Below are 12,868 nucleotides of genomic sequence, written 5' to 3' on the forward strand. Positions count from 1 at the left end.
CCGAATGGCCAGATATAGCACAATCAATAGCTTTAATTCATTACAAACGCTCAGCGTCGGTTCGACATCCTATCAAATCTTTAGCTTGGCGCGAGCAGCTGAAACACTGGGTAATATTGATCAATTACCCAAGTCTTTAAAGGTTTTACTTGAAAATTTACTCCGTTTTGAAGATCAAAAAAGTGTAAAAGTAGAGCATATTCAAGCCTTAGTCGATTGGCAAAAAAATAGAAGCTCAGATCAGGAAATCCAATATCGACCTGCACGTGTATTGATGCAGGATTTCACAGGTGTTCCAGCAGTGGTCGATCTGGCTGCGATGCGTGCCGCAATGTCTCAAGCAGGCGGTGATCCAAACCTGATCAATCCTTTGTCACCCGTTGATCCGGTCATTGACCATTCAGTGATGGTCGATCATTTTGCCGATAATAATGCCTTTGCTGTGAACGTTGAAATTGAAATGCAGCGCAATGGTGAGCGTTATCAATTCCTGCGTTGGGGACAATCTGCATTTAATAACTTTAGTGTGGTGCCACCCGGCACCGGGATTTGCCACCAAGTCAATTTAGAATACTTAGCGCAAGCGGTCTGGTTGGGAGAAGATGAGGGTCAGGTTTTTGCCTTTCCAGATACGCTGGTCGGAACTGACTCACATACCACCATGATCAATGGATTGGGTGTGTTGGGCTGGGGTGTTGGTGGTATTGAAGCCGAAGCAGCCATGCTCGGGCAGCCTGTATCGATGTTGATTCCAGAAGTGATTGGTTTCAAACTCACAGGCAAGTTGAATGAAGGGATTACTGCGACCGATTTGGTGCTCACGATTACCCAGATGCTGCGCCAAAAAGGCGTAGTGGGTAAATTTGTTGAGTTTTATGGTGATGGTTTGGCTGATTTACCATTGGCTGACCGCGCGACTATTGCCAATATGGCACCTGAATATGGAGCAACTTGTGGTTTCTTCCCGATTGATGATGTGACATTGGGGTATTTAGCCCTAACTGGCCGTAAACAAGAACGTATCGATTTAGTCGAAGCCTATAGTAAACAACAAGGATTATGGCGTAATGCAGGCGATGAACCTGTATTTACCGATACCTTGAGTCTGGATATGAGTACCGTACAAGCCAGTCTGGCTGGGCCAAAACGTCCACAAGATCGGGTTTTGTTGGGCGATGTTCCTAAAACGTTTAACGCCTTGATGGAGCTGAATTTAAAACCTGCGAAAGAGGCCAAAGAACGTTTAGAGAATGAAGGCGGCGGCGGTACGGCTGTTGAAGCCAAGAAAGCGAATTTAGCGCATGAAGAACCTGCTTGTACTATTGATGGAAAATCGTATCCATTGAAGGATGGTGATGTGGTGATTTCCGCGATTACCTCATGTACCAATACCTCCAATCCAAGTGTGATGTTGGCAGCAGGTTTGCTGGCGAAAAAAGCCATTGAAAAAGGTTTACAACGTAAACCGTGGGTGAAAAGTTCATTGGCACCGGGTTCTAAAGTGGTGACCGATTATTTGGCTGCGGCAGGCTTAACGCCGTACTTGGATGAGTTGGGCTATAACTTGGTGGGTTATGGTTGTACTACCTGTATTGGTAACTCAGGGCCTTTGCCTGAACCGATTGAAGAAGCAATTCAGTGCCATGATCTGAATGTGGCTTCGGTACTTTCAGGTAACCGTAACTTTGAAGGGCGTGTTCATCCTTTAGTGAAAACCAATTGGCTGGCGTCACCACCACTTGTTGTAGCCTATGGTTTGGCGGGTAATATTCGGACTGATTTAACCACTCAGCCGATTGGACAAGATCAAAATGGTCAAGATGTCTATTTGAAAGACATTTGGCCAAGTCAGTTTGAAATTGATCAAGTACTGCAAAAAGTGAATACCGACATGTTCCATAAGGAATATGCAGCAGTATTTGATGGTGATGCAACTTGGCAGGCGATTCAGATTCCACAAAGCCAAACTTATGCGTGGCAAGATAACTCGACTTATATTCGCCATCCGCCATTTTTTGAGGAAATTAATCAGCCTCCGAAAGCCATTTGCAATATTGAACAGGCACGCATCTTGGCGGTATTGGGCGATTCAGTCACCACCGATCATATTTCTCCCGCAGGAAATATCAAGAAAGACAGCCCAGCAGGACGCTATTTACAGCAGCAGGGGATTGAGCCGAAAGACTTCAACTCCTACGGTTCTCGACGCGGTAATCATGAAGTGATGATGCGCGGGACCTTTGCCAATATCCGAATCAAGAATGAAATGCTGGGTGGTGAAGAAGGGGGCAATACCATTTTTATTCCAACGGGTGAAAAGCTGGCGATCTATGATGCCTCCATGCTGTACCAGCAACAGAAAACACCGTTGCTGATTATTGCAGGTAAGGAATATGGAACGGGTTCGTCACGAGACTGGGCTGCAAAAGGTACCAATCTCTTAGGCATTAAAGCGGTCATTGCGGAAAGTTTTGAGCGGATTCATCGTTCGAATCTGGTCGGTATGGGCGTCTTGCCATTGCAGTTTATAGGGGGACAGACCCGTCAATCCTTGAACCTCACTGGCCGTGAAGTACTGTCGAGTCATGGATTATCTGATGATATCCAACCACATCAAACGCTAGATATTCAGGTGGTACGAGAAGACGGCAGTCAAGACCAATTCAAAGTGTTATGCCGTATTGATACCTTGAATGAGGTGGAATACTTTAAAGCAGGTGGGATTCTGCATTATGTATTACGCAATTTGATCGCTGCATAACGAAACACACACTTAAATCAAAGATGAAAGCTAGACTTTCATCTTTTTTTGTTTGAATTTCAAGCATTCAGCGTTAAGGTAATCAGGCCAGATTAAATTGGATAAAGGCTTTGAATCAGTTACCACGCTATGTTTATTATCTCTTGGCTGCGCAGGCATTTAATTTAATTGCTGCTGTTCTGTCTGTTACTGTAGCGGCAATTGTGGGGTTGAAATTAGCGCCGACACAGGCTTTGGCTACGGTTCCGTATGGTTTGCAGTTTTTAGCGATGTTACTGACCACCTTTATTTTTTCTTTTCTAATGAAAAAGCTTGGGCGGCATTTGGTTTTCCAGTTTGGTTGCGTCTGCTTGTTCTTGGCAGGTGTTCTCGGTTATTTGGCCCTACAGCAGCAACAATTCTATTTATTGTGCCTCAGTCATTTTTCACTGGGGTTATTTATCTCCACTGCGAATTTTTATCGTTTTGCTGCCTCTGATCGTTTGGCGACAGATTTAATTCCAAAAGCTACTGCGATGGTGATTTCGGGTGGGGTGATTGCAGCAATTATTGCACCGATGTTGGCAATTCAGTTTCAACAGGTAGCAGGCTTACCCGATTTCACTGCGATCTATTTCATTTTCAGTGTCTTAGCCTTGTTGCTCTCTCCGATCTTGTATCTATGGAACAAAAAATTCCAACGCCAACAGATACAGCAGGTGCTGATTGAACCAACTCAACGTCGCAAACTGCCAAGCACTTTGATTATCGCTGCTGTCATCAGCGGTGCTTTTGCTTACTATATTATGAATGTGATGATGATTATGTCCTCCTTACATCTCAAGGAGCATCATTCATTTCATTATGCTTCGATCTCGATCCAGCTACATGTATTGGCGATGTTTATCCCGTCCTTCTTTGTCTCTAAACTGATTCAACGATGGGGAACGCATACTACGATTTATGTTGGTTTTGCTTTGCTGATGCTATCTTCCTTAATTCCAATGTTTGGACAGGTCGGTATCTATATTAATGCTGCCTTGATCGTGTTGGGCGTGGGTTGGAATTTTGCTTATTCAGGCGCATCAACCTTGTTAGCAGGTCTTAACGAACAGCAAAAACATCGTGTCCAAGGCATTAATGAAACAGGAATTGCTTTGTTTGCGACTTTGGGAGCATTTTTACCTGCACCGATTTTGAGTAGCCTCGGATGGATCAATGCAAACCTTTTGGCTTTATGCATGAGCCTAATCGTTTTTATCCTGTTGGTTATTTTAATTCGTCGAGATCAACCATCAAGTAAAGTTTCACTGGGCTAACCTAAAACCAGTTAAACACGGTAAAATACTACTTTGACTGAAAAGATAGATCACGACTGTTATGACCGATGTTCCTGTAAATGATGAATATGAGCGCCGTTTTGCTGGTGTCGCCAAAATTTATGGAGAAAATGCATTTTCGCATTATGAACACAGTCATGTCATGGTGATTGGGATTGGTGGTGTTGGCAGTTGGGCGGTTGAAGCACTGGCACGTACAGGGATTGGTGAATTGACTTTGGTCGATATGGATGTGGTAGCAGCATCAAATATTAACCGTCAATTGCCAGCGATGAGCTCAACACTCGGACAAGAAAAAATTGAAGTGATGGCGGAGCGTTGTCGCCAGATCAATCCACGCATGAAAGTAAACGTGATTGATGATTATCTGATGCCTGATAATGTCAAAGAGATTCTAAACCCAGTGCCAAGCATTGTTTTGGATTGCATCGATGATGTCAAAGCCAAACTTGCCTTGATGCTGCATTGCCGCTTTAACAAGATTCCGTTGATTGTTTCGGGTGGTGCGGGTGGCAAACTCGACCCACTGAAGATTCGCGTGGCAGATTTGTCCAAGACCGAACAAGACCCAATGCTTGCAAAGTTACGCACGCAACTGCGTTCAAAAGGGATTTGTAAAAAACCAAAAGAGAAATTCGGAATCACTTGCGTGTATTCGATTGATAATCCATTTTCCAGTGCAGATGTATGTCCAAGCGCAGGTTTACGTTGTGGCGGCTATGGTTCTGCGGTGGTGGTGACTTCAAGCTTTGCGATGGTGGCGGTGGCTGAAGTGCTGAAAAAATTAGATGCTAAAAAGCCTAAAACATAATCTTCGTTTAGGCTTTGATTCAGTCTTTTATTAACCAAGACGGTAATAAGTATAAGTGACGTTTTTGTCTTTATAAACGTCATAGCTAGTCTGCTTAAAATCAGAAACCCATTGTGAGCCTGTAAAACCAGCAATATGACCATACACATGTTTTTTGGTGCGATGAATAATATAAATATCACCTGGCATTGGGTTATCAAAAGCAGGGTCAATTTGCTTATAGCCAATCTTTTGTAGCGTTCCACCCCAATCTGAGGCGGCTATAGGATGTTGTGCAATTTTTGCACCCGCTGTTTGTAATGCGATGCGAATTGATTTGGCGCACTTTGCTGAACTGTGAAATGAGGAAACACGAGAAAGTTTATCTGAAAACTTCTGTAAGTTAATTTGCTGCGAATTCTTGGATAATGCGTATGGTGGTGTAGTATCTGCGGGAGTTTCTCTGAGCATAATGACTGCATTTTGAGTCTGTGCATGCATCATCGAATCTAATGAGGGTGCATCATAAATCATAGTTCAATCTCAACCAATCCTAAAACAACTTTGAAACGGTCGCCAAATTCCGTGGCTCGCAGATATTAAGCGATAAATCTTAAAAAAACTTATTTGCAATGTAATAACGTAACTTTTTGAGGGTGTTGTGAGGAACTTGGCGTAAAAATCACATAAATAATCTTTTTATTATCATGAATTTAGTTGTTAATTAGTTTGAATAAAATGATTTGTAAGATTATATTTCTTTTTTGATTAGAAAATATACGTAAGTACTGATTCAAAGAAACAAAGCTTTGTAGTTTGAAGAGTTATAAACTATTGTTTATTAAAGTGAAAAATGGAAAGAATAACAAGTGATACGTCCAGCAAAAGCAACAGATATCAAGCAAATAGTAGAATTAATTCAGCCATATATAAAAGATTTTGCACTGAATGCAGAGGGTGAAGCAAAATTTAGTCAGGATATGATTGAGAAATTACTTGAAATGCAAAGTATTGAATATTTTGTTTTCGAGAAAGATTTATCCATTATTGGTGTGATTGCTTATAAACAACCTTCTCATTTGATTCAGTTCTTTGTTAAGCAGGACTTACAACAGCAAGGAATCGGTCGTCAGCTTTGGATGTTTTTAGAAGATAAACTTTCTCAGCAACATTCAAAAATTACTGTGAATTCTAGTTGTTATGCGCAGCCCGTTTATGACAATTTCGGATTTACAGTCAGTTCAACAATGATTGAAAATGGCGGATTACGCTATATTCCGATGTGTAAACGTTATGCGTAGAACATCAAATTAACTTTGATGTTCTCGAACGTAATCTTCAGTACGTTGCATCGCTGTTTGGATATTGATGATTGCATTTTCAATATCAGCAATCGTTTTGGCATTTCCACCACTGAGCGCCTGACGCCATTTACGTGCGCCTGGTAGATTTTGAAATAAACCTAGAATATGGCGAGTGATAATCGAAAGTGGAGCACCTTCAGCAACGCGTTGATGAATATAAGGCATCATGTGCTGCATGATCTCAAAACGATTAGGTGCTTCCAAATTCCAAAGTTCACCCATCTCCGCCAATAAGTACGGATTATGATATGCCTCACGACCAATCATGACGCCATCAACATGCTGTAAATGTTGTTGTGTTTCTTCAAAGGTCTTGATACCGCCATTAATCTCAATCTTTAGATGTGGGCGTTCTTGCTTTAAACGATAGACATCTTCATAGCGTAATGGTGGAACTTCGCGATTCTCTTTCGGCGATAAGCCCTGCAAGATCGCAATACGTGCATGTACAATAAAATGTGTGCAGCCTGTTGATGCCACCGTATCAACAAAATGCAGCATTTCTTCGTAAGATTGCATGTCATCAATCCCGATACGATGCTTTACAGTTACAGGAATCGATACTGCTTTTTGCATACTATGAATACATTCTGCAACTAAATTGGGTTCAGCCATTAAGCAAGCGCCAATTTTATTGTTTTGCACGCGATCACTTGGACAGCCGACATTGAGATTAACTTCGTTATAACCCCAGTCTTCGGCCATTTTGGTGCAGGTAGCAAGTTCTTGTGGATTTGAGCCGCCGAGTTGTAGCACAATCGGATGCTCTTGCTGATTGAAATCGAGATGCCGATTTGCACCACCGTAAATAATCGCGCCTGTAGTGACCATCTCGGTATACAGCACGACATTGGGATTAAATAAGCGAGCAAAGAAACGATAGTCTTTTGTGGTCCAATCCATCATGGGTGCAACACTGATTCGTGGTGTCTGAGTTTTTTCAATATTCATAAAAAATCATGCCTTTATTCAGTGTTAAACAACCTGATAAAATGATTGAGCGTATTAGAAAATAGACTATTTATGACAAATAGTGGGAAATAAACTTAAAGTAGGAATTCATCACTGATGTATATCCAAACATTTTAGGCAAAGCGCAACCGATTGATCTGATCGAACAGATGCTATGACTAAATATTTGGATACATTGAGCGTGAGCATCAAAGAACGAAACTCTTCTAGCTTGATTAAGAGATTTCCAATTGCGCGCAATACTACCACAAATATTTAATCTATACATTTCGGACGGTATTGATGCTGCACACTCGTTGGGGTTTTCTTTAAATGCTATTTAGCATCGTTCAGGTGTTAACTCATTGGAATGACTTTAATTCTGTTAATTGTGTCTACAGTAGGCGTAGTCTCTATTTTCATCTATTTAATAAGAGTTAATTTGGTTTAAGTTCGTGTTTTGAGATTAATGTCTCAAATTTTAATGTCTTGGTGTATAGAAGCCGAACTAGATTACGTGAATGTCTAGAAAATAAATGGTTACTTAAGGGGGATTGCGCATGCTAACTTGCCGACAAGCAACACAATTAATTTCCGAGAAACAGGATAGACCACTTCAGTTTATAGAGCAGAGCAATCTACAATTACATTTATTTGCTTGTCGTTCTTGTCGCCGTTATGGCAAACAAATCAAAACACTTCGTCAGCTTTCAAAAGCATTGAGCAAATACGAGGGTTAAATGTTATTAAGTATTTGGATGTTAGCTTTAAATCATAAGACTGAAATTTAAAAGATAAAAAATACCAACTATCTGAATAATTGGTATTAGATGCTTTAATTTGAAAATAGCTTGTTAATGTAACGTACTTTGATGAGCAAGCTCAATTTGGTTCAGGATATGATGGCTCATATTCTTCGCCATTTCTTCTTTCGCATAGAAAACTTCACCAATATTTTCATCGCGAATAACAGCAGCCTCTTCCTTGCTTTCAGCACAGATCAAGACCTGAATCTCAGGATTCAATTGCTTTGCAATATCGACAATACGATGAATATCTAAAATATCCATAGGGGAAATAACCAATAAGCGTGCATGCTGAATATGGGCTTGTATGAGTACATAAGGTTCAGTCGCTTCACCGCTTACGGCAGCCATTCCTTGGGCACGCAGTTTTTCAACAATCTCACGATTTTCTTCAGCAATTACGACCTTGATATTCTCTTGCATCAGGTTTTCACTAATGCGGCGTCCTACACCACCATAGCCAATAATCACCACCTGATCACGTAAATAAGCTTGATCAACTTCATCTGGCAGCATGGCAAGCGGGTCGCCACTGCGTTCTAATAAGCGAGCTAAATGTGAGCGTTCTCGTATCCAGCGTTGAGCGGGTTCAATCGCTGAAAATACAAATGAATTTAAAGTTATTGAAAATAACGCACCAGCAAGAATCAAGTTTTGTGCATCTGGGGTGAGTAGACCGAGTGACAAGCCCAATGTTGCTAAAATGAATGAAAACTCACCAATTTGTGCCAAACTAGCGCCTACAGTGAGAGCTGTATTAATTGGGTAGCGGAAGAATAAAACTAAAGCCATCGCTGCTAAAGTCTTACCAATCATGATAATGGCAACGACAGCTAAAATATGTAAAGGTTGTTCAATCAAGATTTTTGGATCGAATAACATTCCCACTGAAACAAAAAATAAGATAGCGAAGATTTCACGCAATGAAAGCGTCTCTTCCTCTGCTCTATGGCTGAAATCGGACTCTTTTACAACCATGCCGGCAAAGAAAGCACCTAATGCCATTGAGACACCAAAGATTGCATAAGAACCATAAGCAATAGAAACGGCAGCAGCAACGACGGTAAGTGTAAATAATTCACGAGAACCTAAACGAGCAACCAATTGCATAATTTTGGGGATTAATCGCTTCCCAATTATCAGCATGAAAGCGATAAAACCTGTTACTTTCAGTAATGTTAGGCCGATGGTGATCCAAATATTTTGAGAGGTATCCGTTCCAGCTAATGGGTGTCCACCAAGTAGAACAGCTGTTGCAGGTAATAAGACCAAGACCAGGACCATAACAAGATCTTCAACCAAAAGCCAACCCACTGCAATTTTGCCATTGACAGAATCGAGTAAACCACGATCACTCAGTGCTTTGAGTAATACTACGGTACTTGCACACGATAAACTTAAACCAAAAATCAGTGCAGAACCAAAACTCCAGCCCCAAAACATAGATACAGCGGCACCCAAGAGTGTTGCTACAGCGATTTGTAAAATCGCACCGGGCAGGGCGATACGACGAACAAGTAATAAATCATTGAGGGAAAAATGCATCCCTACGCCAAACATTAAGAACATTACCCCGAGTTCGGCAAGTTGATTGGCGAGATGTATATCTGCCACGATACCTGGGGTGTTAGGGCTTATAATAATACCTGCTACCAAATAACCAATTAATGGTGGTAGACGTAAACGTGCGGCAATATAGCCAAAAATAAGTGCTATACCGAAACCGACGGCAAGTAATATAATTAAATCAACATCATGAGGCATTGAAACTCCTTAATCATTGCGGTTAAGGTACAAATAATTCAGCATAAAACATGCCAAGAAAACAGCGAAGAAATTGTAACAAGTAAAATCGGATTTGTTGATGACAATTTTTTTATTTATCAAAAAAAATTATGAAATAGTGATTCATTTTATTTTAGCTAAAAAATTTTTTTGCAAAAAAAACGACTTCAGTTGAAGTCGTTTTTTTAAGAAAACTAAAATTATTTAATTTTAGCTTCTTTGAAGATTACGTGTTGACGGATTTTTGGATCAAATTTTTTGATTTCCATTTTTTCCGGCATAGTACGTTTGTTCTTAGTAGTGGTATAGAAATAACCTGTACCAGCTGTAGAAACGAGGCGGATTTTATCACGCATTGTTCAGACTCCTTAGATCTTTTGACCTTGAGCACGGAGATCAGCAACAACTTTCTCAATACCCAATTTATCAATAATACGCATACCTTTAGTGGTTAAACGAAGACGTACAAAACGCTTTTCGCTTTCTAACCAAAAACGGTGGTGGTGCAGGTTCGGCTCGAACCGGCGTTTGGTTTTGTTGTTTGCGTGCGATACGTTGTTACCAACGATAGGACGCTTGCCGGTAACTTGGCAAACCTTAGACATGGTGAACTCCATTGCTAGTTTATATAGCACGGTTTCGTGCAACTAGCCATTCAAGTAAACGGATGAAATCATTCAAGGGGCGTTTTATACCAAAAATACGATTAAAAGACAAGCGAATTTGGTAAAAACAGGGCATGATCTAGTGTGATAGATCATGCCTTGATCAGCTTAACGGAATAGTGTTTTCAAAAGCAGTTTATGCGTTGGTTTGTTGTACGGCGGCAGAATGAATTTTAAACTATAAAGTTTAGGGTTAACAGGGTTAGACATCACTGAACGTTCGTTAGAGAAGCTGAAGAAGCCTTCTTTACCATGATATTTGCCCATACCCGATGCACCTATACCACCAAATGGTAGATCATCTTGCGCTACATGAGTGAGGGTTTGGTTAATACCAAAATGTCCAGAATGGGTACGTCCTGCAACATAATCAGCACGAGCCATATCAATATCAAAATAGTAGAATGCGAGTGGACGTGGTCGACTATTGATAAATTGAAGTGCATCTTCAATATGTTCATATTCTAGAATAGGAAGAATTGGACCAAAGATCTCATTCTTCATAATTTCCATTTCTGTGGTTACACCTGTGAGTAACGTTGGTGCAATTTTACGAACTTCAGTTAAAGATTCTTTCTTGTTGTTTAACTCGACGATCGTCGCACCTTGATCACGTGCATCTTCTAAATAGCCTTGAAGACGATTGTATTGTTTGTCATTTACAATTGACGTGTAATCTTTATTGTCACGTAGCGTTGGGTACATCGTATTCACAAAGTCGTTATAGTGCTTGGTGAATTCTGCCGTTTTGCCTTTAGGTAGGAACATGTAATCAGGTGCAACGCAAGTTTGACCTGCATTCCAAAGTTTACCTACCGCAATACGTTGTGCCACATCACGAATATTCATTGCCGAATGTACAAGAGCAGGCGATTTTCCACCTAGCTCTAAAATCACAGGGACTAAGTTCTGTGATGCTGCTGCCATCACGGTTTTACCGACAGACGTTGAACCTGTGAAAATTAATTTATCAAATGCTAAATGACTAAAGGCATCTGAAATCGCGCCACCACCATTGATAACACTCACAAGTTCCTGAGGAAATACTTCTGCAAGTGCATTTTCCAATACAGCACCAAACTGAGAAGATGCACTCGAAATCTTGATCATGGCATGATTGCCTGCAGCGATTGCGCAGATCAATGGGCCAACTGAAAGTAATAATGGATAGTTCCATGGTGCAATAATACCAATCACACCTAATGGTTGATATTGTACCCAGCCTTTTGCAGGTTGGTGTAACATACTGATATGGCGCTTAGAGGGCTTCATCCACTCAGTTAAGTTCTTGCTATAGTATTTGATATGTTCTAAACATGTTAGAACTTCGCCAATTTTGGTTTCCATAATGGCACGATTGCCATAATCTTGACTAATTGCGTTAGCAAATTGATCTTGATATTTTACCAAGATATTTTTAAGTCGAGCTAAGCGCTCAATACGTTCTTTGGCGCTTGGCACAGGATGGCGTTGGTAAGCTGCTTTTTGCTGTTCAAGCAAATCATGTAGCCGTTTCACATCAACATGAGGTGTCATAGCGGTTGTTTTTGTTTGACTGTTCATAGGAGTGGACCAAAAGAAAGCTTATTATTTTTTAATTTTTAGAGTAAATACTCTAAAGTGTCAAGTCGCTTTATAGGTTTGTTTTATAACCTATTGATAATGTTATAGATGGTTAAACTCAATGTCGCACGCTAAACCGAATAAAACAAAAGATAGAATTCTGCATATCAGTTTGCAGTTGTTTAATGAGCGTGGAGAACGTTCGGTCACAACCAATCATATTGCCGCTGAACTCGGAATTAGCCCAGGCAATCTGTACTATCACTTCCGTAATAAACAGGAAATTATTAAAGAATTAGCGCAGCAATATCAGGCTGAAACCTTGGAGATGTTGGCCTTGCCAACGGATCGACCTTTAAATGCCAATGATAAAATTAGTTATTTCCAAGTTTTGAGTAATCAGTTGTGGGCTTATCGCTTTATTCACCGTGATGTCTATCATCTTGTTGAAAATAATGAAGACTTCAGAAAAATATATCCTCGTTTTGCAGGGCAGGTGATGCAGCAAGGGCAAAAAATTTATCGTGCCTTTGTCGATGCCGGTTTGATGAAGATGACTGATTCAGAAATTGAAGCTTTGATTATCAACTTGTGGATCGTGTTGACCAACTGGACTAATTTCCTGTACATGTCGGGTCATATTAGTGATAACAATCGTTTAGAAGAAAAATGGGTATGGCAAGCTTTACGACAAATGGTATTTTTGGAAGGTCCTTATTTAATGGGCGAAAGTCGTCAAACTTATGAACAATTATTGAAATCTTTGGGGCCATCGGACTTATTTGCTAGTTTATCTAATCTTAAAAATGATGATGATGAATAAGTAGGTATTTAGTCATAGGCAAAAAAGAGCTAGAATGCTCG

Annotated in this window: 12 protein-coding genes and 1 pseudogene; 7 read left to right on the forward strand and 6 right to left on the reverse strand. The window is 40.5% G+C overall.

Going from position 1 to position 12,868, the window contains the following annotated elements; all coding sequences use genetic code 11:
* Positions 1 to 4 precede the first annotated feature (4 nt).
* From acnA to ABLB98_RS02365, 3 genes are all read left to right on the forward strand, one after another.
* Positions 5 to 2,761: an aconitate hydratase AcnA gene (gene acnA, locus ABLB98_RS02355; protein ID WP_348882701.1), complete on the forward strand. Its 2,757-nt coding sequence runs from the start codon at positions 5 to 7 to the stop codon at positions 2,759 to 2,761.
* A gap of 110 nt (positions 2,762 to 2,871) precedes the next feature.
* Positions 2,872 to 4,059, forward strand: coding sequence for an MFS transporter (locus tag ABLB98_RS02360; protein WP_005162549.1), 1,188 nt, complete (start codon positions 2,872 to 2,874; stop codon positions 4,057 to 4,059).
* A gap of 61 nt (positions 4,060 to 4,120) precedes the next feature.
* Positions 4,121 to 4,891, forward strand: coding sequence for a tRNA threonylcarbamoyladenosine dehydratase (locus ABLB98_RS02365; protein WP_348882702.1), 771 nt, complete (start codon positions 4,121 to 4,123; stop codon positions 4,889 to 4,891).
* A 30-nt stretch (positions 4,892 to 4,921) separates the two neighbouring features.
* Here the strand turns inward: ABLB98_RS02365 and ABLB98_RS02370 are convergent, their stop codons facing one another.
* Entirely contained in the window at positions 4,922 to 5,404 is a 483-nt protein-coding gene (locus ABLB98_RS02370) for a CHAP domain-containing protein (RefSeq protein ID WP_249570081.1), read from the reverse strand.
* A gap of 335 nt (positions 5,405 to 5,739) precedes the next feature.
* Between ABLB98_RS02370 and ABLB98_RS02375 the strand changes: the two genes are divergently transcribed.
* Positions 5,740 to 6,171, forward strand: a complete 432-nt coding sequence (locus ABLB98_RS02375) for a GNAT family N-acetyltransferase (protein WP_348882703.1) — start codon at positions 5,740 to 5,742, stop codon at positions 6,169 to 6,171.
* Positions 6,172 to 6,180: 9 nt separating this feature from the next.
* Here the strand turns inward: ABLB98_RS02375 and dusA are convergent, their stop codons facing one another.
* Complete coding sequence (dusA, locus tag ABLB98_RS02380) at positions 6,181 to 7,185, reverse strand: tRNA dihydrouridine(20/20a) synthase DusA (RefSeq protein ID WP_087537293.1); 1,005 nt, start codon at positions 7,183 to 7,185, stop codon at positions 6,181 to 6,183.
* A 462-nt stretch (positions 7,186 to 7,647) separates the two neighbouring features.
* Between dusA and ABLB98_RS02385 the strand changes: the two are divergent.
* Together ABLB98_RS02385 and ABLB98_RS02390 are read left to right on the forward strand one after the other, a co-directional pair.
* Positions 7,648 to 7,752 (forward strand): annotated as a pseudogene (locus ABLB98_RS02385) (RNA polymerase subunit sigma); the annotation flags it as partial.
* On the forward strand, positions 7,746 to 7,925 hold the full coding sequence (locus tag ABLB98_RS02390; protein WP_005162460.1) for a zf-HC2 domain-containing protein: 180 nt from the start codon (positions 7,746 to 7,748) through the stop codon (positions 7,923 to 7,925). The pseudogene ABLB98_RS02385 and the gene ABLB98_RS02390, both read left to right, overlap by 7 nt.
* A gap of 114 nt (positions 7,926 to 8,039) precedes the next feature.
* On the opposite strand, the gene ABLB98_RS02395 is transcribed toward ABLB98_RS02390, so the two are convergent.
* From ABLB98_RS02395 to ABLB98_RS02410, 4 genes are all read right to left on the reverse strand, one after another.
* On the reverse strand, positions 8,040 to 9,755 hold the full coding sequence (locus tag ABLB98_RS02395) for a cation:proton antiporter (RefSeq protein WP_348882704.1): 1,716 nt from the start codon (positions 9,753 to 9,755) through the stop codon (positions 8,040 to 8,042).
* 221 nt (positions 9,756 to 9,976) lie between these two features.
* Positions 9,977 to 10,132, reverse strand: a complete 156-nt coding sequence (gene rpmG, locus ABLB98_RS02400; protein ID WP_003654787.1) for a 50S ribosomal protein L33 — start codon at positions 10,130 to 10,132, stop codon at positions 9,977 to 9,979.
* 12 nt (positions 10,133 to 10,144) lie between these two features.
* Complete coding sequence (rpmB, locus tag ABLB98_RS02405) at positions 10,145 to 10,381, reverse strand: 50S ribosomal protein L28 (protein ID WP_004649871.1); 237 nt, start codon at positions 10,379 to 10,381, stop codon at positions 10,145 to 10,147.
* A gap of 168 nt (positions 10,382 to 10,549) precedes the next feature.
* Positions 10,550 to 12,004, reverse strand: a complete 1,455-nt coding sequence (locus ABLB98_RS02410) for a coniferyl aldehyde dehydrogenase (RefSeq protein WP_005162448.1) — start codon at positions 12,002 to 12,004, stop codon at positions 10,550 to 10,552.
* 121 nt (positions 12,005 to 12,125) lie between these two features.
* On the opposite strand from ABLB98_RS02410, the gene ABLB98_RS02415 reads away from it, so the two are divergent.
* Positions 12,126 to 12,827, forward strand: a complete 702-nt coding sequence (locus tag ABLB98_RS02415) for a TetR/AcrR family transcriptional regulator (protein WP_249570077.1) — start codon at positions 12,126 to 12,128, stop codon at positions 12,825 to 12,827.
* Positions 12,828 to 12,868 lie beyond the last annotated feature (41 nt).

It is taken from the genome of Acinetobacter yuyunsongii (assembly GCF_041021915.1).
Classification (GTDB): Bacteria; Pseudomonadota; Gammaproteobacteria; order Pseudomonadales; family Moraxellaceae; genus Acinetobacter.